Below are 22066 nucleotides of genomic sequence, written 5' to 3' on the forward strand. Positions count from 1 at the left end.
CTGATCGTTCAGTAACTAGATGGTCTGCGGGCGTTGATTTGGCAGGCTTGGTGCGGTGAATTGTGGCAAACGAATGTATAATGTCGGTATGAGGGGTTTGAGAAAATACTGCTGGGTTGCATTTGTAGCTTCTGCGTTGTTGCCGTGGAATGCGACTGCTGTCAATCAAGACGAGTTGACGGCACGTTTGTTTGTGCAAAATAAAAACACCAATATTGTTGAGCGCATGTTGGTACAAACTTTACAATCGATTAAAGAGGGTCGCCTGCAACAGGCACTTGACTATGTGGATCAGTTGCTCACTATCTCCCCCAACTTTGCATTGGCTCACCTGATTCACGGAGACTTGCTCTCTGCCAAAGCACGCATATTAAATGGCTTTGGCGATGCCAGTGTGGCGGATAATGGTCGAATTCAGGATTTTAAAGAAGAAGCAGAAATCCGGATTCGCAACTACTTTGACCGGAGTCGTGGATTAACTCAGCCTAATATGCTGGTGCAGTTGTCTGGCAAACAAAGTCACGTGTTGTTTGTCGATACGGCGAAATCCCGTCTGTACGTATATGAAAAAAATGCTGATGATAACCTGAAGTATATTGCTGACTACTATGTCACGATAGGTAAAAACGGTATTGGCAAAAAAGACCAGGGCGACAAACGCACCCCGATAGGTGTTTACTTTGCCTCCAAAAAGCTGAACCGCCCATTGCCGGATTTATACGGGGATGCAGCGTATCCGCTTAACTACCCGAATGAAATTGACAGCTTTGAGCGTAAAACCGGCTCAGGTATCTGGATCCACGGTACGCCGCATGATACGTATAGTCGGCCACCGAGAGCCAGTGATGGTTGTGTCGTATTGTCTAACCCCGATGTGAAGGCCTTGCAGGAGATTCTGCAAATTGGAAATACGCCGGTGGTCATCGGTGTTAATTTTCAGTGGGTCAATCCGCAGTCGCTTAAAACGCAACAATCGCTTAAGGCTGATCTTAAGTCAGAAATTGAACAATGGCGCAAAGATTGGGTCTCTCAGGATACTGATGCTTATTTGTCGCATTACGCCTCTGATTTCTTTTACTCGGATGGCAGCTTATCTAAATGGTCCAGCTATAAGCGTCAAATTCAGGCAGCAAAACCCAAGGTAGCAGTCAACTTGAACGATGTGAGCATGTTCACTTATCCGAATGCCAACCGACAAATGGTCGTTGTGGATTTTGAGCAAGAGTTTATCGGCCCTGCACTGCGTAACGTGATGAAAAAACGTCAGTACTGGGTGCAGGAAAGCGGGCAATGGAAAATTTTATACGAAGGGTCGGCATGAGTTATTTGCAGTCATGGCTAATATCGATGGTACTGCTGTGCAGTGTTTCTTTTGCGCAAGCCGCAACACAAGTGCAATTCGAGACCAGTCAGGGTAATTTCGTGGTGGAAGTGGAGGCCAGTAAAGCGCCTAAAACCGTTGAAAATTTTTTACAGTATGTGAAAGATGGCTTTTATACAAATACTGTATTTCATCGTGTTATTGGTCGTTTTATGATTCAAGGTGGCGGCTTTGACCGCGAACTGAATGAAAAGCCAACGCGTGCACCGATTGTGAATGAGTCGAGTAATGGTTTGCTCAATCAGGTGGGCACCATTGCCATGGCACGTACACAGGACCCTAACTCTGCCACCGCACAGTTTTTTATTAACGTGGCAGATAATCAGTTTTTAAATTACACCAGTCCAGAGCCAAGTCTTATTGGCTATTGTGTATTTGGAAAAGTGATCTCTGGCATGGATGTGGTTTTTAAAATCAGTAATTTACCGACAGGCAATCAGCGAGGTTTTTCTGATGTTCCTATCCGTGCAGTGATCATCAAACGCGCTGCAATTATCAGCGCCAAATAGTCCCACCCCTTTTTAAACGGAGAATATTTTGGTTAAATTGACCACCAACTTCGGTGATATCACCATTGAACTTAATGCGGAAAAAGCACCGGTTACTGTTGCTAACTTTTTAAGCTATGTGGAAAAAGGCTTTTACGATGGCATGATTTTTCACCGTGTGATTAAAGAGTTCATGATTCAAGGCGGTGGTTTTGACGTCAATATGAAGCAGAAAGCCACCGATGCGCCCATCAAGAATGAAGCAGACAATGGCCTGTCGAATGATAAATACACTCTGGCGATGGCCCGTACCATGGTGCCAGACTCTGCCTCAGCGCAATTCTTCATCAACGCAAAAGATAACAGTTTTTTGAACTTCTCATCTCCCACCACGCAAGGCTGGGGCTACTGTGTGTTTGGTAAAGTGATTGCAGGTATGGATGTCGTAGATAAAATCGAAGCTGTTGCAACGACCAGCCGCGGTGGCCATCAGGATGTGCCAGTTGAACCGGTGATTATTGAAAAAGCGGTTGTTGTTGCCTAAGACATGACCAGCTGGATCATTTCCGATCTGCACCTGAGTGCGCAAAGGCCTGCGGTAACGCAGGCTTTTTTGCATTGGTTACAAACAACCGTCGCTGAGGCCAAAGCGCTGTATATTCTCGGAGACTTTTTTGAGGTATGGGTTGGTGATGATGTGCTGGATGATCCAGAGCATGGGGCTGAGTTTTTGCCGGTGGTGCAGACTTTAAGTCAGTTGTCAGCGCGCGGCGTCAGGCTTTACGGCATGCATGGCAATCGGGATTTTTTAATCGGTCAGCGATTTGCACAAGCATGCGGTATGCAATTACTGGAGGATCCCGCCTTGCTCGAAGCTGGCGATAAACGTATTCTGTTGACGCATGGTGATGCGCTGTGCACGGACGATGTCGCTTATCAGGCTTTTCGTACACAAGTACGCAATCCACAATGGCAGCATACTTTTCTGAGTCAGCCACTAGGTGCCCGTATCGCATTTGCCGATCAGGCCAGAGACCAAAGCCGACAAAGCAAAGCCGTACAGAGCATGCAAATCATGGATGTGAATGCAGAAGCTGTTGCCGGCATCATCCGGCAGTATCGCTATCCAGACATTTTGCTGCATGGGCACACACACAGGCCAGCTATCCATGCACTTTATATTGATGGGCATGCTTGCCAGCGCTGGGTGCTGGGAGATTGGCATGACACAGCCACGGTGTGCAGTCTCGATAAAAGCGGATTGAAAGCGCGGATACTGGATCTAACCAGGCCTATCAAAAACAGCGCCATCTAGGCGCTGTTTTTGCATGTATGAAAGCCGGTAGCGGTTATTTTTTCGATTGCTGGCCAAACTCTTGCGGACGCACCTGTGCGGCAATTTTATCTAGCACGCCATTGATGTATTTGTGACCGTCAATGCCGCCATAGGTTTTGGCGAGCTCTACGCCTTCGTTAATGGCAACGCGATATGGAATGCTCATATCAAACATCAGTTCATAGCCTGAAATGCGCAAAACGGCATGCTCAATCGGGCTGAGCTCCTCTATTTTGCGATCAACAAACTGGCTGATCATGCCGTCGATTGCTTCCGTATTTTCCAATACCCCAGTCAGCAATTGTTTAAAATAGGCTTCGTCAGCTTTATGGTATTCTGGATCGTCGAGGCTATCCAATCGCAACTGCTTGACATCGCTTGCATTCATCCGGTTACAATAAAGTGCTTTTAATGCCAGTTCGCGTGATTTTCGGCGGTTTTTGCTGCCTTTTGCTTTTTGCGGTGCAGCTTGTTCAGTACTCATAGCGCATTCACCAGGTTAGCCATTTCGATTGCAACTTGTGCCGCTTCAGCCCCTTTGACTGCGATGCGCGCTTCTGCCTGCGCATCATTTTCTGTTGTGAGAATAGCATTAGCAACAGGAACGCCGGTATCACGCTGTACCTCGGAAATTCCGCGCGCAGATTCATTGGAAACCACTTCAAAATGATAGGTTTCACCGCGAATAATCGCGCCCAGTGCAATCAGCGCATCATATGACTCGCTCAATGCCATATGCTGCAAGATGAGGGGCGTTTCCAACGCGCCCGGTACACTTGCAAGCGTAATGTCGTCCGCCTTGACGCCGAGTTTGAGCAGTTCCTGCTCACAGGCTTTAAGCAAGCCTGCGCCAATGTTTTCGTTAAAGCGGGAAAGGACGATACCGATTTTCTTGCCAGTACCGTCCAGATTTTGTGTGATGGTTTTCAATTGCAGAACTTCCGTAGGCTAAAGACCACCATTTTAACCGAAACGGTGCTGTTCATGTCAGGCCGTTGCAGCAATCAGTGTAATCTCAGGCAAATAGAGACCATGCTTTCTGTACCGTCATCCATATGCCATAGCTAATCGGGATCAATACGGCCAACCATGCCAGTTTCACCATGACTCCTGGCGTTCTGGCGTCATTGAGAGCAAGCTGCCCACTTTCATTCTTCGATTTTATGCCTGCTTGCTGTTCTACTGCCAGCTCGCTGTCTGACATAAAGTATTTGTCAGCCACCGGCCTGACCAGCAGATTGGCAACAAAGCCCACGCCCAGCAATGCCGCGAGAGTCATAAAGATGGGGGCATAGATTTCAGCATAGGGAATCTGCGCCTCTAATCGCACATCATGCATGTAATTGACGATCACCGGACCAAGAATCCCTGCTGTTGACCATGCTGTTAATAGTCTGCCATGAATGGCACCCACAAACTGCGTGCCAAACAAATCGGCCAGATAGGCAGGAATGGTGGCAAAGCCGCCGCCATACATCGAAGCAATGACGCAGAACACCAGCAGGAATAAGGCCAGTTGGTGGTGGTTGGCTGCATAAGTACCACAGACATACAGCATGGCACCTAGCACGAAAAATATAAAATACGTGTTACGGCGCCCCAGCTTGTCTGAGGAAGTTGCCCAGCCGATGCGGCCAAAAATATTAAACAGCGAAATCAGGCCCACGAATCCTGCGCCTACCGCAGCGGCGGAAGCCGTCAATGCTTCATCCGCCTTGATGTCAGCGAAAGTCAGGGCTGGATTGCCGATCAAGCCCCCGCCGAAAGTTTCTTGCAGCATGGGGGCCGCCGCACCAATGATACCGATTGCTGCGGAAACATTCATACACAGAATAAGCCACAATAACCAGAATTGCGGTGTCTTATGTGCATTTTTCAAATGCACATGGCGGGTGGCAACCATGCGGTTATGTTGCTGGTCTGGCGGTGTCCAGCCCTCGGGTTTCCAGTTGGCTGCCGGTACGCGATAGCCAAGAGAGCCGAAGGTCATGAAAACAGCATAAATGAGTGCAAGTACCACAAAAGTTTGCCAGACACCAGGGTCGGTATGAGTGGCAAACAGGCTCATTAATTTGGTCGCCAAAGGCGAGCCTATCATGGCGCCACCGCCAAACCCCATAATGGCCAAACCGGTGGCCATGCCACGCCGGTCAGGAAACCATTTGATCAGGGTCGAAACCGGCGAGATGTAGCCCAGGCCTAAGCCAACGCCGCCTATGACGCCGCTGCCTAGCCACATCATCCATAACTGATGCTGATGGACGCCGAGTGCCGAAATGAGCAAGCCACCACACCAGCACAGCATGGCAACCAAGCCGGCCTTGCGCGGGCCAGCTCTTTCAAGCCATCCCCCCCATGCCGCCGCCGAACACCCCAGTAAAACAAAAAACAGTGTATACATCCAGCCGAGGTCAAATTGCGTCCAGTTGCAATCCGTGGCAAATAACGCATGCCCGGTGCCGACAATTTTTTCTGCAAAGGTCGTCGCGCCTGCCGCGCATGCTGCAACCGGTTTACCATCAGCGCCTGTGAGCGCAGCGCCCAGCGGCTTCCAGAACACGCTGAAGCCATAGGCCATGCCAATAGAAAGGTGTACTGCCAATGCAGCTGGTGGAACCAGCCATCGATTAAATTTTTTGCCTGCCGTGATATGTTCTTTGGACAGATTAAGCAACATCTAAACCCCCTTGATTCTTCCCTGTTACATATTGTTACACTTTGCAGTAAAAGGCAATAACAGCAAAATTAAATTTATGTGAGGTTGTCATTAAAATGTCATAATTCATTCATAAACTGGCGAGCATTCACAGAAATAAATTCTGTTGAAAAATTGCTTAAAGGGAGTGTCATGGCGGCAGCAAATATATTGGTAGTAGAAGACGAGCCGGCGATTCAGGAATTATTGGCCTTAAACATCAAACAGGCCGGGCATCATGCGATTCGCGCCACCAGTGTCGAGCATGCGCAGATGCTGTTGCGTGAAACGATGCCGGACTTGATTCTGCTGGACTGGATGTTGCCAGGCATGAGCGGCATCGAGTTTGCACGTCGCCTCAAATCTGACAGTCTGACCAAAGAGGTGCCGATTATCATGCTGACCGCCCGAGGCGATGAGTTTGACAAGGTGCGTGGCTTGGAAGTCGGCGCAGATGATTATGTCACCAAGCCATTTAGCCCGCGTGAGCTGAATGCGCGGATTAAAGCCGTGTTGCGTCGCCGTGCGCCGCAAATGACCGATGACCCGATTGAAATTGCCGGTTTGCATCTCGACCCTACCACGCACAGGGTGACCGGGCACAATGTGCACATTCCTTTGGGTCCTACCGAATTTAAACTGCTCCATTTTTTCATGACCAACCCGGAGCGCGTACACAGCCGCACGCAACTGCTGGACAAGGTCTGGGGGGATCGCGTGTTTGTAGAGGACCGTACGGTAGATGTCCATATCCGTCGTCTGCGCAATGCGCTGGTAGCTTCCAATCACCAGGACATGATTCAGACCGTGCGTGGATCGGGGTATCGTTTTTCGGTGCATACTGAAGTCGGTCAATAAACAACGCCCGCTTGTCTGGTCGTGCCAATAAATATGCCGGGTGGCACGGCCTCGCCTACTATCTAATGCATGGCAGTCATGATACGCTTGCGCCTGTCAAAATTCAGTGATTGTAATGCTTATGAAGCCTGGCCCAGCAACGTACTCTGTCTTACCAATCACATGGGTTAATCGCCTGATTTGGTTGGGTTTGTTTGTTTGGGTTGGATTGTCCTTCCGTCAGCATGGCATCAGCAACGATGAGTATGTCCAGCATACCTATGGACAAATGTTGCTCGACTGGTATCGCACCGGGTTCCGGGATGACGATGCCTTTCATTACCGCAATCTTTACCTATATGGTGGCTTGTTTGACATTGTGGCTGCGTGGCTCGAACCGCATACCAGCCTTTGGGTGTGGGATTTACGCCATCTGTTGTCTGCCGGATTTGGCTTGCTCGGTTTCTATGGTGTCTCCCGTTTTGCACATTTGCTGGGAGGCTTGCGCTTGGCCGTACTCTCCATGCTGCTGCTGTTTCTCACGGTCTCATGGTCTGGCACCATGTTCACCCATACCAAAGATGTTCCCTTTGCCACCTGCATGCTTTGGGCTTTGTATGCGACCGCACTGGTGGTGCGCGACATGGAAAATGTCAGTGGGAAGATCATTGTGTTACTGGGGCTTGCTGTCGGCGGCGCGCTCGGCTTGCGCGTGGGTGGCGCGTTTGCTGTTATTTACCTGATACTCCTGGTGATCTGGCGCGTCTGGCTTGACCACAAACATCAGCACACGCCTGTTTTTTCGCGCTTATGGCGCATGGTGCTGGTACTGCTGCCAGCCGCTGTACTGGCTTTTGTATTTATGGCGATCTGCTGGCCATGGAGTGTGATTGAGGCTGACAATCTGCTGGAAGCAGCCAGAGCATTCTCGCATTTCGATTTCAACATGCAAACCATCGTTAACGGCGTGGTCTACAACATCAGCGGAGTGCCTCGCAGTTATTTGTTCCAGTATCTGGCTGTCAAACTGCCCGAAGCCAGTCTACTCAGCTTGTTCGCGGCCACTGTAGTGTGCCTGTTTGGCCGTCAGCACTTAGACGTGGCCGATACGACGACACGCTTGACCATGCATACTTTGCTCACGGGTATTTTATTTCCATTGGTGTTTGTCATGGATGACAGACCTGCGCTCTACAACGGGGTGCGTCACTTTACTTTTCTGGCGCCTTTGCTGGCAATTTTATCAGCCTGGGCAATTGTAGCGGTCTGGCAGGCCATCGGGCGCGGCCAATGGCAAAGCGGCAACACCTGTCACTCACTCTGGGGTCAGGCAATCTGGGGCGGTGTCATGGTCGGATTAATGCTGGTGACCTTGTTTGATATTGTGCAGTTGCATCCATACCAATACGTTAGGCTGAATCGTCTGGTGGGTGAGCAGCAAGCGGCCCAATACAAATGGGAGGGCGATTACTGGTCGAGCGCCTTGCGCGAGGCCGCCGGGCAGCTGAATGCGAAAAAGCTGCCGCCTCAGTCACATCCTTACTGGGTGGCCGCTTGCGTGGATACCCCGCAAATTGAACCGTATCTGGATAAACGTTTCAGCGTGACCCGCCGCTGGGAAGAAGCAGACTTCTTCCTGTCGACGACGAATATGCATTGTCACGAGGTGATGCAGGGCCAATTAATCGGGGGTGCGAAACGTCAGGGTATGTGGTTATCCGTGCTTAAGGACAGACGCAAACTTGAGGGCAATGCCAGGATGGGCACGCCTGCCAAAAACTAGCGGCAATCCGCTACAATACTGACAGTTTATTTTCTTGTGGGACACCATGACAACTCTTGATACCACCCGTCAAACAGTACAGCCGCACATTACTGTCATGGTGCCTGCCTACAATGAGGCAAAAAACATTGCGAAGACGCTGGATAATATTGCCCGTGTTCTGCAGCAAATGTCTCCGCACTGGAATATTGTGGTGGTGGACGATGGCAGCCGCGATCAAACGGCACATGTCGTGCAGGCTCTCGTTGAAACCTACCGGGTGACACTGGTGCGTTTTTCCCGTAATTTTGGTAAAGAAAACGCCATCTGTGCTGGGTTGAACTATGCCAGTGGCGACATGGTCATTTGCATGGATGCCGATGGTCAGCATGCGTCTGAACTGATGTTGACCATGCTGGAAAAATGGCGCGAAGGCTATGAGATGGTGTACGCGGTGCGTCAGGACAGGGCACAGGAGTCCTCGTTTAAACTATGGGGTTCACGCGCGTTTTACCGCATGATGAGCGCGAGTACGCATGTGAGTATCCCGCGGGATGCCGGTGATTTTCGCCTGATGGACAGAAAAGTGGTGGATGCATTGTGTGCCTTACCTGAGCGTAACCGTTTCATGAAAGGCATTTATGCCTGGGTAGGATACAAATCGATTGGCATTCCCTATACCCCTCTACCCCGGTTGCATGGTGAAAGCGCCTACTCAAAACTCAAGCTGATCGCACTGGCGTGGACTGGCATCACCAGTTTTTCGGTATTGCCTTTGCGGCTGGCGAGTTTTACCGGAGTGATTCTGGCACTGCTGGCTTTTACTTACGGCACCATTGTTATCATCGATACGCTATTTTTTCATGAATCTATCCCCGGCTGGCCAACCGTTGTTGCGAGTATGATGTTTTTTGCTGGCGTGCAGCTGTTATTCATTGGTGTACTGGGTGAGTATCTGGCTCGCGTTTACGATGAAGTCAAAGGTCGCCCTCCCTATATTGTGTCCGATGTGGTTGCGCCACAATCAGTATTCACTGATAAAGATAAACCTGTGCGCCGCCGTAAAACGCCTGTGCAAAATATTGATCAATCATCACTCTTGTAATGAAAGCGTCAGTCCTTGCTTTTTTGAGTGTAGGCGCACTGGCGGCCGGAATGCATTATGTGGTGGCGATTATCAGCCATGCGCTCGGCCTCACTCCCGCCACAGCAAACTGGCTAGGCTTTGCCTGTGCTTTTCCCGTAAGCTATATTGGCCACCGCCACTGGACGTTTCGTGGGGCACGGTCCAGCCATCGGCAGGCTTTTCCTAAATTCTTAACCGTGGCCCTGCTGGGTTTTTTTGGTAATCAGGCCCTGCTCTGGTGTGGGCTGCACTGGACCGCCTGGCCTTTTTGGCTGGTATTGGCGCTGGTGATGGTGCTGGTCGCGGCCAGCACTTATGTACTGAGTCGTTTTTGGGCATTTGCTCATGGCTAAACTGATTGTTTGTGCAGATGACTACGCCCAATCCACGGCGATTGATGCTGCGATATGCGATTTAATTGTGAAAGGCCTGTTGACGGCCACTTCATGCATGACCCTCAGTCCGCACTGGGCAAGCAGCGCGAAGCAATTAACCACGGCTATCCGGCAGCAAGCCGATGTTGGATTGCATCTCGATTTCACCCAGTTTTCGCATGCCTTGCGCCTGCCACATGCGCAACTGGTGCTGCGCAGCCTGCTGCGCTTGCTCGATACGCAAGCGATTCTCCATAATATCCGGCAGCAACTGGATGCGTTTGAGTTAGCCATGGGCACCCCTCCGGATTATGTGGATGGGCACTTGCATGTACATCAGCTACCGCAGATTCGCGTGGCATTGCTGGCAGAACTGTCTCACCGCTATGCGCACTTGCCAGCGGCGCAGCGGCCATGGTTGCGTATTTCCAGCCCACCGGCTGGCAGCGGATTTAAAGCGCGCCTGATTCACTGCCTGGGCGCGCGCGCCCTGCAGCAGCAAGCCGCCGCATGCGGGTTTGCGTCATCGCCTGTACTGCTGGGCGTCTATGATTTTCATGGCGATGCTACCGATTACCAGGCACATTGGCAGCAATGGATAGCGCAGTGCCAAAGGTATGCAGATCACGCTATCCCAGGCTTGCCTCCTGTGTTGATGTGCCATCCGGCGCACCCTGCTGCGCCAGCAGATAGCGATGACCCGATCGCAGCTGCCCGTATTGTTGAATGGCAGCTCATGCAATCCGCCGCATTTCAGTCCTGGCTGGTGAACATTGATATTCAACCGGTGAAAGGCTCCATGCAACAAACTATATTGATGAAGGAACACATGTGAAGTCTTGGCTTGATTGCTTACAGGCAGCCCCTTCCTGGCAGCGGGCGGGACTGGCTGCCTTATTGGGTGCGCTCACCGTGTTGGGGTTTGCGCCATATTATCTGACGTGGTTGCCGTGGCTCAGTCTGGCCGTGTTATTCGTACTCTGGCATCAGGCCGCGCACCCCAAACAAGTATTTATGTTGGGATTTGCTTTTGGTCTGGGTTTGTACTGTGTCGGGATTTACTGGATTTATATCAGCCTGCATAATTTTGGTGGCATGCCCTGGTGGTTTGCCGGGTTTTGCACAGGATGCCTGTGCGCATTTATGGCGTTGTTTCCAGCGTTGGCTGGCTACCTGGCCAAACGTGTTGGCAGTCTGCTCTGGCTCGCCCCGGTGTTCTGGGCACTGTCAGACTGGGTGCGTAGCTGGATTTTTACCGGGTTTCCATGGCTCACCTTAGGTTACTCGCAAGCACCTGCCAGTCCGCTGGCAGCCTATTTTCCAGTGATCGGTGTGTATGGTGTCTCGGCGCTGACCGCCAGCGTCGCTGCCTTGCTGGCCACCGCCATGCTCTATCACCAACACAAAATCCATGCGCTGTTATCGATTTTTGGGTTGTTTCTGGCCGGTGGATTGCTGACATTGGTGGTATGGAGTCACCCGGTTGGACAGCCTGTCACTGTTGCCTTGTTGCAAGGCAATATCAGCCAAGCCATCAAGTGGTCTCCCGAGCATGCGCAACACACCTTGCAGCAATATATGCGGATGGTCAATCAGACACAGGCCAGACTGATCGTGTTGCCCGAAACGGCCCTGCCCATGCTGGCAGAACAGATCGACTCCGCCTATCTGGAAGCACTCAAGCGACACGCAACGCAACAGCAGGGCGATTTACTGGTGGGCGTGGTTGCCTCTGCGCAGGGTGAATACTTCAACAGCGCATTGAGTCTGGGCGTTTCGCCCATGCAAGCTTATTCAAAAAGTCATCTGGTGCCATTTGGTGAATATATCCCGCTCAAAAGCATGTTTGGCTGGATCTACCGCGATTGGTTGCATATGCCACTTAGCGACTTGTCTCGCGGCACCTCGAAACAACCCTTGCAAATCGCAGGCCAAAAAGTTGGCGTCAATATTTGCTACGAAGATGTGTTTGGTGAAGAAATCGCCCTGCAACTGCCGCAAGCAGAACTGCTGGTAAACCTCAGCAACGACGCTTGGTACGGCCAGTCCTTCGCCGCCGACCAGCACATGCAATTCAGCCAGGTACGGGCCATCGAGACCGGTCGCATGGTACTGCGCAGCACCAACACCGGCGCGACCGCCATCATTGATAAAAATGGACAAGTGCTCAGTCATGTACCGCATGATCAGACGGCGATACTGGAGGGGGAGGCGCAGAGTTATCAAGGTATGACACTCTATGTGCGGTGGGGAAACTGGGCATTTCTCTGTTTGAGCGGCCTGGGGTTATGGTGGGGATGGCTGCGGCGCAGATAGTCATTAGCTGTCTTGCTCCATACAAAAATGCATTGCCCGGATGTTTGTGTGGATTTTTGTAAAGCGCCGCTTTTGTAAAGTACGCCTTATGGAATGTATGGCTCACATGGTACATGTTGATATATTCCTTTTCGCCCAAGGGCGAAAAATACCGCTGATAGAAATCGCCACGCCTTGCTATCGTGCCGGCGCGGGTATGAATGCCCGCGACTAGGACAAAACCATCAAAAATCAGAAGAATACCTTTCGGGTGCCTTTAATAATTCAAATTGCTAAGCCAGCCTTGGCGCGATTAAAAAATTTGGACACCGCAGATAGTGGATATGTAAGAAAAAATTTTTTATGAGCAACACAATATCGCGACTGAGTATGGACTATTGGAGGTACCCTTTCTTCTATGTTTACTGCACTGCCATGTGGCTGTTATTTCTTGCCAAAAAAATGCTGGTACAAAATCGGCAATACAAACAAAGTCAAAAATGTGGCAGTGATCAGTCCGCCAATTACTACAATCGCCAATGGCCGTTGCACCTCGGCGCCGGGCCCTGTGGCAAATAACAGTGGAATCAAGCCAAAGCCCGTAATGCTGGCGGTCATCAATACCGGGCGCAGTCGGCGCTTGGCCCCTTCAAAGGCAATCTTGCCTGCATCCATGCCGCTCTCCGCCAGATGCTGGAAATGGCTCACCATCACCACGCCATTCAGCACGGCAATACCGAGCAGGGCGATAAAGCCGACCGAGGCAGGCACGGATAAATACTCCCCCGACAGCCAGAGTGCAAAGACGCCCCCTATCATGGCAAACGGAATGTTGACCAGAATTAAAAGCGCTTTGGGCAAGGAGCCAAATGTCATAAACAGCAGCAGGCTAATCAGCACAATCGCAATGGGGATGACCACACTCAGTCGCGCTGCTGCGCGCTGCTGGTTTTCAAACTGGCCACCCCATTTCAGCCAGTAGCCTTCAGGCAGCAGCACTTTTGGGGTGACTTTTTGTCTTGCTTCCTCGACAAAACTCACCAGATCGCGGTCTTTCACATTGGCAGTGATGACGACCATGCGATTGCCACGTTCGCGGTCTATCTTGACTGGGCCTTCCATGCGTACCAGGGTGGTCACGCTGGCCAGCGGCACAAATCCGCCTTGTGGCAGGGCGATTTGTAACTGGCTATAGTCGGCAGACGATTCACGGATAATCTGGCTACCGCGCAAGAGAATCGGGGTGCGGCGATTGCCTTCCTGCACGATGCCGAGCACTTTGCCTTCAAGCTGGCTTTGCAACAGGTTGTTGATCTCGCTGATGTTGAGCCCAAGGCGTCCGGCAGCCACTCTGTCTATCTTGATTTGCAGATATTGCACACCACTGTTTTGGGGCGTGTAAACGTCCTGGTTGCCGGGGATGGACTCCAGTATCCTGATGATTTCCTGGGCTTTTTGATTGAGTGTAGGCAGGTCAGGGCCAAACAGTTTGATCGCCAAATCGCCCCGCACGCCCAAAATCATTTCATTCACGCGCATTTCAATCGGTTGTGTAAAGTTGTAGTCGAGACCGGGAATGCTGCGCATGACGCCGCGCAGCTTTTCGATCAACGCCGGTTTGTCTGCGACCTGCCATTCTTCACGAGGTTTCAGCACCAGAAAATTGTCGGACTGGTTCAGGCCCATCGGATCCAGACCCAGTTCATCCGAGCCCGTGCGCGAGACGATTTGCTGAATTTCCGGTACTTGCCGGAGCAGGGCTTGCTGGATCTGACCGTCTGTTTCCACGCTCTGCTGTAAGGAGATGGATGGCAGTTTTTCGGTGCCAATGATTACATCCCCCTCGTCCATGCCGGGCATAAAAGTCTTGCCCATCTTCGGATAAACCAGCAGGGTGAGCAAAAGCAGTAGCCCTGCGGTGAAAAGTACGTGTCGCGGATACTGCATTGCCAGGGTCAGGCTGCGTGCATACCAGCGATTGAGATGTCGAATCAGCCATGGGTCCTGATAGGGTGCGTCTTCCGCTGGCGGAGCTTTAATCAGGAAGGAGGCAAGTACCGGGATAATGGTCAGTGAAAGCAGCAGGGAGCTGCCCAGCGCGAACATGATGCTGAGAGCCACTGGCGCAAACAATTTGCCTTCCAGGCCTTGCAGGGTCAGTAATGGCAAAAATACAGTAATGATGATGACAATGCCGGCGCTGACCGGGACACTGACTTCACGCATGGCTGCGAGTACCACGGTTAATTTGTCTGGTACGGATTTCTGCGGCATGTGGGCCAGGTGTTCGACAATGTTTTCTACCACCACCACTGCTGAATCAACCAGCATGCCAATGGCAATTGCCAGACCGCCAAGCGACATCAAATTGGCAGACATGCCAGTTTGATGCATGAGCCAGAAGGTGGCCAGCATGGCCATGGGCAGGGCGCACGCAACAGTCAATGCAGCGCGCAGGTTGCCCAGAAACAGCACCAGCAAAATCAGCACCAGCCCTACGGCTTCGAGCAGGGCCTTGTTCACGGTGTGCACGGCACGATCGACGAGGTTGCCTCGGCTGTAAAAGACATGCGTGGTGACGCCTTGGGGCAAGTGGGGTGCAATTTCGTTGAGCTTGGCACGTACACCTTCAACCACCTGGCGGGCATTGGCGCCACGCAGCCCGAGTACCAGTCCTTCCACCACTTCACCCTTGCCATCCCTTGACACTGCGCCATAGCGGGTGAGAGCGCCCAGTCGGACTTCGGCAATATCGCCAATTCTGACCGGACTTCCCTGCTGGCCTTTTACTATTGTATTGCGCACATCTTCCAGCGTTTTAAAAGCGCCTTCTGCGCGGACCAGCAGTGATGCCTCGCCATCCTTCAGGCGCCCAGCGCCGTCATTGCGGTTATTGTCGCGAATGGCGGCTTGCAGGTCGCCCAGCGCAATGCCGCGTGCTTGCAGTTTGGCGTTGTCCGGCACAATTTCGAAGCTGCGTACCAGACCGCCCAGTGCGTTGACATCTGCGACGCCTGCTACGGTGCGCAGTTGCGGGCGAATGACCCAGTCTAGCAGGCTGCGCTTTTCCTGCAAACTCAGGCGGTCAGATTCGATGGTAAACATGAACATTTCGCCAAGCGGGGTGGTCATCGGGGCCATGCCGCCGGAGATCTCTGCAGGCAAATTGGCCCAGACATTATTGAGTCGTTCAGCCACTTGCTGGCGCGCCCAGTAAATATCGGTGCCATCTTCAAAGTCCACCGTGATATCCGTCAGTGCATATTTGGCCACCGAACGCAGATTGGTCTGTTTGGGGATGCCCAGCATTTCAACTTCAACTGGCGCCGTGATGCGCGCCTCGACTTCTTCAGGCGTCATGCCCGGGGATTTGATAATGATTTTGACCTGCGTCGAGGAGACATCCGGAAAGGCGTCAATCGGGATCATCTGGTAAGCCTGCCAGCCGGCCAGCAATACGCCCAGCGCGAATGCGCATACCAGCAGGCGTTGTTTGAGTGAAATTTCTATCAGCCAATTTAACATGTCTTGTGTCCGCCTTATTCGCCGCCCATGCCTAGCCAATGCCCTTTGAGCGCGGCCACGCCATGCACGGCAATTGGTTCATCGCCACGCACATCTGCTTGGATGGTGAGCTGCTGGGCCTGCTCCAGAATGATCTTGACGGGTACCACGGCAATGCCTCTGGCTTGCCTGGTAAAGATCACTGCCTTTTCTCCCTGTCGTGCCACTGCATTCCTTGGCACTGCAAAGCTGGCATTTGTGCCTTGTGTTGTGTTTTCTACCAGTGCCACATCCACCAGTTGGCCCACAGACAGCTGTTCAGCCCCTTGCGTGATGCTGGCACGCACCTGGGTGGTCTGGCTATTTTTGTTTAACTGCCGCAGGATGGTATCGACTTTTGCCTGCAAGCCCTGCTTGGGGAGCGCGACGGCTGTGCCGGGTTTAAGTGCCAGAGCTTGATCTATCGGCACCTGTATCATCAGCCATAAGGGTTTGGGGTTGCTGATGGTGACAATCGGCATGGCCATATCGACACGTGCGCCCACTTGCTGGTGCTGTGCCATGACCTGACCAGCCATGGGTGCAATAATGGGTATGCCGTTGTGCATGCTGCGTTTCTGTGCAAGTTGCCGTACCTGGCTTTCGCTTAATCCTGCCAGCTTCAGTGTTTGCCTGTGCTCGTTTAGCAAGGCCTGGCTGGTCTCATAGGCACTTTGTGTCTCCTGCATGCGGCGCTGCGAAATAATGCCGTCACGGAACAGTTCTTCATCACGCTTCAGGGCTTGTGCATGCAGTCTGGCCTGGGTTTCACTTTGCAGATAGCCGCTTTGCAACGTGACGAGGTCCGGGCTGTTCAACTGGCCGATGATTTGTCCCTGCCTGACCGTATCGCCCACACTCACATTAAGTTGTGTAATCAGCCCGGCCTGTGCGACCGTCACTACCCGCATTTGCGCAGGGGGCAATACTACTTCGGCTGGGTAGCTGGCAGAGCGTCCACTGGTTTGCACCTGCAGAAGTCCCCATTGCACCTGCATCTGCTTGAGTTGCGCCGCCGTGAGAGGCAAGATGGTGAGTGGTAAAACGTTGGCGGCCTGGGTTGTGAATGACAGGCACACGGTAAAGAGTGCTAAAAGCATTTTTTTCATGGTAAGACTCCGACTGCCTGATTGTATTTGGCAATATTCCATTGCACTTGTAACTGCTGGCTGCTCAAGCTGCGCTCGGCTTCAAAGGCCAGCAGCTGCAACCGTAATAACTGGTTTAAATCCAGCTCACCCAGCCGGTAGGCTTTGCGGGCAAGGGCTGCATTTTCCTGGGCGATGGCATGCTGACGGTTGATCAGTGTGAGCTCCTGACGGCTGACATGCAGAGTGTGCTCGGCTTCATGCAGGGTGTTATCCAGCTGTCGCCGCAATGTTTCGAGCTGGCTGGTGGCGTCGCCGATATTTTGCTCTGCATTGGCCAGCAGCGGGGCGCGGTGGACTTCGCTTTGCAGCGGGATATTGATGGCGACCCCCATGCTGGCGTTGAACGCATAGTCAAAACCACCCTGTATGGTACGTGCGCTCAAAGTCAGTTGCGGGTTTTGTCGCTGCTCTATCATGGTCAGGCTGCGTTGTCCCTCTGCCAGTTTCAGGCGGGCCTGTGCGGCCAGCCAGAAGGGCGCCTCCAGGTAGTCCTGGCGGTTTGACAATGGCTCTTCAATACGGGCCGGCATTTCTTGCAGTCCGGTGAGTTGCTGATAGCGAAATTGTGCATGCATCAGCTCAGCCCTGGCCGTCACGCCCTGGCGTTCAACCAGCAGCATTTCCTGTTCTGCCTGCATGACTTCCAGCCGTGCGACTTCTCCTGCGCGATAGCGTTTTTTCACATCATCGCTAATGCCCTGAAAGGTTTCATATCTGCGCGTATACAGTTCAAGGTCATTGCGCCTGAGGGCAATCTCCCACACCGCATTGCGTAACAGGTCTGCGGCCAGTTGCTGTAACCCGGCCCTATCCTGCATCAGGCTGTCATCTGCCAGCGATGACACCTGGCTACGTGCATTTTTCTGACCGGGCAACCAGATTGGAATTTGCACCTGGGCTTGCCATTCACGCTCATCACGATTGCTGAGCAGGGCGTCATTTTGATGTGAAAACCCGACAGAAGGCGCTTGTGGCACCCAGCTGTTGGCCATGGTGCGGCGCGCCTGCACCATGTGCTGGTGCGCCGTCAGTAACGCCTGTTGGGGATGGAGCGCAACGACCTGCTGCAGTACTTCATGCAATTGCAGCCTGCTGTTGAGGGTGATTGTATCCTCATGGTCCTGTTCGTAAACGTCTGCGTCCTTCAAGCGTGTGTCGAACGTCCCTTGCGCATGCTGACTATTTTTAATGGCGATGCCATCAGCCAGTGCAGGAAAGCTCTGGCTCAAAGCCATGCCCAGCAAGGCGGCTAGCCAGGCGATACGCGGCCGGATGATGCGCGAAGAATAACGACAACCACGGGGTGTCTTCAAACAATAAAACATAGATTCTCCTGAGTGTCACACGCAACGGTTCACGCGGACGTGCGCCGTTGCAACCTTGTGAAATCAGGCGAATGGAGGTGCGCGAGGCGCGTGTGGTGAACTGCTGGTGAGGCTTCGCCGCCTTGCGGACGGCGGTTGTCCCGACGGGTGGAAAATCGATGTGGAGAAAACCAGCGCAATCAGTGCTGGCAAGATGGCAAACAGCAACAGTTGACTGTCGATCTCTGACCATATCTGCAACCAGTCTTTTTCACTGATGGCTTGCGACAGGCCGATGATCTGGCCATGCGATTTGCTGGCATGCACATGCCAGTGAAACGGGTGTTTGCGCTCTACGGAGGCTTCCTGCAATGCGGGGACCTCCATCATATGCATGTGCGGACCGTCATCGGCAGGATTCTCGCCCGCAGCATGCGCATGCATCAATGGCGCTACGGTTTGCAGTAAAGCAAACCATAACGTCAGCAGCGCTATCCATGGACGATAAAATTTCATGCTGCTAATCTACCAAACTTGTGCAGACATCACAATCGCAAAACAAGGGGTAAAAACCTGCTTAAGTCATTTGACGCGGTGGTTTTAGCATTTCGTAACCCTGTGCGAATCAGGTAAAATGGCTTCTTTTGCTTATCATCGGATCCGGCAACATGGTGCTGACCTTTCAACAAATTATTTTAAAACTGCAAGAGTACTGGGATAAACAAGGCTGCACCTTGTTGCAACCGTATGACATGGAAGTCGGTGCCGGCACCAGCCATACCGCAACTTTTCTGCGTGCCTTGGGCCCGGAGCCATGGAAAGCGGCCTATGTACAGCCAAGTCGCCGCCCCAAAGATGGCCGTTATGGCGAGAACCCCAACCGTTTGCAGCATTACTATCAGTTCCAGGTAGTGCTCAAACCAGCCCCTGCCAATATTCTTGAGCTCTATCTGGGGTCGCTCGAAGCGCTGGGCTTTGACCTAAAGGAAAATGACATCCGTTTTGTGGAGGATGACTGGGAAAACCCCACACTGGGCGCCTGGGGGTTGGGCTGGGAAGTCTGGCTCAACGGCATGGAAGTCACGCAGTTTACCTATTTCCAGCAAGTCGGCGGTATCAACTGTAAACCGATTACCGGCGAAATTACCTATGGCCTGGAACGTCTGGCCATGTATCTGCAAGGCGTGGAAAACGTCTATGACCTCGAATATTCGCCCGGTGTGAAGTATGGCGACGTATTCCACCAGAACGAGGTGGAGCAATCGACTTATAACTTCGAGCATTCTGATGTCGACTTTCTGTTCACGGCCTTTAATGCGCATGAAAAACAGGCTAAACATCTGATGGAAAATCAGCTGGCATTGCCAGGCTATGAGCAAGTGCTCAAGGCTGCGCACACCTTTAACCTGCTGGATGCACGTGGTGCGATCTCGGTTACCGAGCGTGCGGCCTATATTGGCCGCATCCGTAATCTTGCCCGCAGTGTTGCTGCCAGCTACCTTGACAGCCGCGCGCGTCTGGGCTTCCCGATGGCGCCCAAAGCCTGGGCCGAAGAAGTCCTGACCAAGCTTGAGAGTGAAAAAGCCGAACAAAACAAGAAAGCCGCCGCATGACATCCCGTAATCTGTTAGTTGAATTGTTTGTAGAAGAACTGCCACCTAAAGCCTTGAATAAGTTGGGTGAGGCGTTCAGTACTGTGCTGTCCGAGTCATTGAAGTCACAAGGGTTGCTGGACGCCGCTTCTGTAGTGACCAGCTTTGCCTCACCACGCCGCCTGGCTGCGCATGTGACGGCAGTGGCCGACAAGGCCGCTGACAAGCAGGTGGCGCAGAAGTTGATGCCTGCCAGTGTGGGCCTGGATGCTAATGGTCAAGCCACGCCTGCTTTGCTCAAAAAACTGCAAGCCCTGGGCGCCGAGGCCTCTGCAGTTTCGGGCCTGCGCAAAGAGCATGATGGCAAAGCCGATATTTTGTTTTTTGACGCAATTCAGGCAGGTGCAACACTTGCTGAAGGCTTGAAGAAAGCTCTGGATGAAGCGCTGACCAAACTGCCCATTCCCAAAGTGATGACTTACCAGATCAATGATGGCTGGGAAAGTGTCAATTTTGTGCGTCCGGCGCATGGCCTGGTAGCGCTGCATGGCAGCGTCGTGGTGCCAGTATCTGTGCTGGGCTTGAATGCAGGCAACACCACCCATGGACATCGTTTTGAAGCCAGCCAGCCAGTCATTACCTTGAAAGATGCAGACAGTTACGCAGCACAACTGCGTGACGAAGGCGCCGTGATTGCCAGTTTTGCCGAGCGCAAGGCCGAAATTGCGCGCCAGATCAAGGTTGCGGCTGACAAACAAGGATTAACCCCGATTGAGGATGAAGCCTTGCTCGACGAAGTGACCGCGCTGGTCGAGCGTCCGAATGTATTACTGGGTCAGTTCGAGCAAGAATTTCTGACGGTACCGCAAGAGTGCCTGATTTTGACCATGAAGGCCAACCAGAAATACTTCCCGCTGCTCGATGCAAGCGGGAAGCTGACCAACAAGTTTCTGATCGTCTCCAACATCAATCCCGCGGATCCAGGTAAGGTCATTGGCGGTAACGAACGTGTGGTGCGTCCGCGTCTGGCCGATGCCAAGTTTTTCTTTGATCAGGACCGCAAGAAAACGCTGGAAAGCCGTCTGGCGGGTCTGGGTAAAGTGGTCTATCACAACAAGCTGGGTTCACAGAGTGAGCGCAACGAGCGTGTAGTGGCCATTGCAACCCTGATCGCCCAGCAGTTGGGCGAGGCCGGGTTTGTCGCCAAGGTGGCGCAAGCAGCGCGTCTGTCCAAAGCCGACTTGATTACAGACATGGTAGGTGAGTTCCCCGAGTTGCAAGGCATTATGGGCCGCTACTATGCCCAGCATGAGGGGTTGGCTGATGATGTGGCGTACGCGATTGAAGATCATTATCGCCCCAGGTTTGCCGGAGATGCCTTGCCACGCAGCCAGGTTGGTGTGGTGGTGGCGCTGGCGGACAAACTGGAAACTCTGGTGGGCCTGTTTAGTATTGGTGAAAAGCCAACAGGTGATAAAGATCCGTTTGCCTTGCGCCGTCAGGCCCTGGGTATCTTGCGGATGCTGATAGAAACCGATTTGCCTTTGGCTTTTGATACGTTGGTGGCGCAAACATTGTCAGTGTTTCATGGTAATCCTGAAGTGGCGGAGGCGATTCAGGCTTTCTGCTTTGACCGGTTGGCCGTGAATTTACGTGACCAGGGGGCGAGTGCGCAGGAAGTCGATGCCGTATTGGCACTCACGCCCAGCTTGCTCAGTGAAATTTCACGCCGTCTGGCTGCCGTGCAGGCCTTTGCCAATCTGCCGGAAGCCCCGGCATTGGCCGCGGCGAACAAACGGGTGAGCAATATTCTGAAAAAGGTAGACGGCGAAGTGCGTGCCGAGGTCAATGCCAGCCTGTTGCAGGAGTCGGCCGAAAAAGCACTCCATCAGGCCTTGGCCGAAGTCACCCCAAAAGCGGACCAGCTATTTGATGCGGGTGACTATGCAGGGTCATTGCAAGCACTGGCGGTGCTTAAGGCACCGGTAGACACTTTCTTTGATGCAGTGATGGTCAATGCAGATGACCCGGCACTCAAGGCCAACCGTCTGGGCTTGCTGGCAACCTTGCATCAGGCAATGAATCGCGTGGCCGATTTGTCCAAATTAGCGAGTTAAATCAGCATGCTTCCTAATTTCGCCATTCCTGCGAAAGCGGGAATCCATTTTAGGTTTTATACATT

19 protein-coding genes are annotated in these 22066 nt (G+C 52.5%); 12 read left to right on the plus strand and 7 right to left on the minus strand.

Features of this window, described 5'->3' with window-relative positions; translation table 11 throughout:
• The first annotated feature begins 73 nt into the window (after positions 1-73).
• From Q9291_RS02605 to Q9291_RS02620, 4 genes are read left to right on the plus strand one after another with little or no spacing between them, the layout of a single operon-like run.
• Positions 74-1321 carry a L,D-transpeptidase family protein gene (locus tag Q9291_RS02605; RefSeq protein ID WP_370530725.1) on the plus strand — a complete coding sequence of 416 codons (1248 nt, stop codon included), beginning with the start codon at positions 74-76 and terminating at the stop codon, positions 1319-1321.
• A 26-nt stretch (positions 1322-1347) separates the two neighbouring features.
• Complete coding sequence (locus tag Q9291_RS02610) at positions 1348-1890, plus strand: peptidylprolyl isomerase (protein WP_306388490.1); 543 nt, start codon at positions 1348-1350, stop codon at positions 1888-1890.
• Between the two features lie 28 nt (positions 1891-1918).
• On the plus strand, positions 1919-2413 hold the full coding sequence (locus Q9291_RS02615) for a peptidylprolyl isomerase (RefSeq protein ID WP_306388436.1): 495 nt from the start codon (positions 1919-1921) through the stop codon (positions 2411-2413).
• Between the two features lie 3 nt (positions 2414-2416).
• The gene (locus Q9291_RS02620) at positions 2417-3184 is read left to right on the plus strand and encodes a UDP-2,3-diacylglucosamine diphosphatase (RefSeq protein WP_306388437.1); all 768 of its coding nucleotides are present in this window, start codon (positions 2417-2419) and stop codon (positions 3182-3184) included.
• Positions 3185-3218: 34 nt separating this feature from the next.
• Here Q9291_RS02620 and nusB read toward each other — a convergent pair whose 3' ends face one another.
• From nusB to Q9291_RS02635, 3 genes are all read right to left on the minus strand, one after another.
• Entirely contained in the window at positions 3219-3689 is a 471-nt protein-coding gene (gene nusB, locus Q9291_RS02625) for a transcription antitermination factor NusB (protein WP_306388438.1), read from the minus strand.
• Positions 3686-4135, minus strand: a complete 450-nt coding sequence (gene ribH / locus Q9291_RS02630) for a 6,7-dimethyl-8-ribityllumazine synthase (RefSeq protein ID WP_306388439.1) — start codon at positions 4133-4135, stop codon at positions 3686-3688. The genes nusB and ribH overlap by 4 nt, the downstream gene beginning before the upstream one ends.
• An 85-nt stretch (positions 4136-4220) precedes the next feature.
• Positions 4221-5882: an OFA family MFS transporter gene (locus tag Q9291_RS02635; protein WP_306388440.1), complete on the minus strand. Its 1662-nt coding sequence runs from the start codon at positions 5880-5882 to the stop codon at positions 4221-4223.
• Between the two features lie 171 nt (positions 5883-6053).
• On the opposite strand from Q9291_RS02635, the gene phoB reads away from it, so the two are divergent.
• From phoB to lnt, 6 genes are all read left to right on the plus strand, one after another.
• Positions 6054-6758 carry a phosphate regulon transcriptional regulator PhoB gene (gene phoB / locus Q9291_RS02640; protein ID WP_306388441.1) on the plus strand — a complete coding sequence of 235 codons (705 nt, stop codon included), beginning with the start codon at positions 6054-6056 and terminating at the stop codon, positions 6756-6758.
• A 190-nt stretch (positions 6759-6948) separates the two neighbouring features.
• Positions 6949-8520 carry a glycosyltransferase family protein gene (locus Q9291_RS02645; RefSeq protein ID WP_306388442.1) on the plus strand — a complete coding sequence of 524 codons (1572 nt, stop codon included), beginning with the start codon at positions 6949-6951 and terminating at the stop codon, positions 8518-8520.
• Positions 8521-8566: 46 nt separating this feature from the next.
• Positions 8567-9604, plus strand: coding sequence for a glycosyltransferase family 2 protein (locus Q9291_RS02650; protein ID WP_306388443.1), 1038 nt, complete (start codon positions 8567-8569; stop codon positions 9602-9604).
• Positions 9604-9978: a GtrA family protein gene (locus Q9291_RS02655; RefSeq protein WP_306388444.1), complete on the plus strand. Its 375-nt coding sequence runs from the start codon at positions 9604-9606 to the stop codon at positions 9976-9978. Before Q9291_RS02650 ends, Q9291_RS02655 begins: the two co-directional genes overlap by 1 nt.
• On the plus strand, positions 9971-10834 hold the full coding sequence (locus Q9291_RS02660; protein ID WP_306388445.1) for a ChbG/HpnK family deacetylase: 864 nt from the start codon (positions 9971-9973) through the stop codon (positions 10832-10834). Before Q9291_RS02655 ends, Q9291_RS02660 begins: the two co-directional genes overlap by 8 nt.
• Positions 10831-12315, plus strand: a complete 1485-nt coding sequence (gene lnt, locus Q9291_RS02665) for an apolipoprotein N-acyltransferase (protein ID WP_306388446.1) — start codon at positions 10831-10833, stop codon at positions 12313-12315. Before Q9291_RS02660 ends, lnt begins: the two co-directional genes overlap by 4 nt.
• 423 nt (positions 12316-12738) lie before the next feature.
• Here lnt and Q9291_RS02670 read toward each other — a convergent pair whose 3' ends face one another.
• From Q9291_RS02670 to Q9291_RS02685, 4 genes are all read right to left on the minus strand, one after another.
• Entirely contained in the window at positions 12739-15819 is a 3081-nt protein-coding gene (locus Q9291_RS02670; RefSeq protein ID WP_306388447.1) for an efflux RND transporter permease subunit, read from the minus strand.
• Between the two features lie 14 nt (positions 15820-15833).
• Positions 15834-16946, minus strand: a complete 1113-nt coding sequence (locus Q9291_RS02675) for an efflux RND transporter periplasmic adaptor subunit (protein WP_306388448.1) — start codon at positions 16944-16946, stop codon at positions 15834-15836.
• Positions 16943-18313: a TolC family protein gene (locus Q9291_RS02680; protein WP_306388449.1), complete on the minus strand. Its 1371-nt coding sequence runs from the start codon at positions 18311-18313 to the stop codon at positions 16943-16945. The genes Q9291_RS02675 and Q9291_RS02680 overlap by 4 nt, the downstream gene beginning before the upstream one ends.
• A gap of 63 nt (positions 18314-18376) precedes the next feature.
• The gene (locus Q9291_RS02685; protein ID WP_306388450.1) at positions 18377-18808 is read right to left on the minus strand and encodes a hypothetical protein; all 432 of its coding nucleotides are present in this window, start codon (positions 18806-18808) and stop codon (positions 18377-18379) included.
• 155 nt (positions 18809-18963) lie between these two features.
• On the opposite strand from Q9291_RS02685, the gene glyQ reads away from it, so the two are divergent.
• Entirely contained in the window at positions 18964-19905 is a 942-nt protein-coding gene (glyQ, locus tag Q9291_RS02690) for a glycine--tRNA ligase subunit alpha (protein ID WP_306388491.1), read from the plus strand.
• Complete coding sequence (gene glyS, locus Q9291_RS02695) at positions 19902-22001, plus strand: glycine--tRNA ligase subunit beta (protein ID WP_306388451.1); 2100 nt, start codon at positions 19902-19904, stop codon at positions 21999-22001. Before glyQ ends, glyS begins: the two co-directional genes overlap by 4 nt.
• The last annotated feature ends 65 nt before the right edge of the window (positions 22002-22066 follow it).

Source organism: Methylophilus aquaticus, from assembly GCF_030769565.1.
In the GTDB taxonomy this organism is placed as follows: domain Bacteria; phylum Pseudomonadota; class Gammaproteobacteria; order Burkholderiales; family Methylophilaceae; genus Methylophilus; species Methylophilus aquaticus.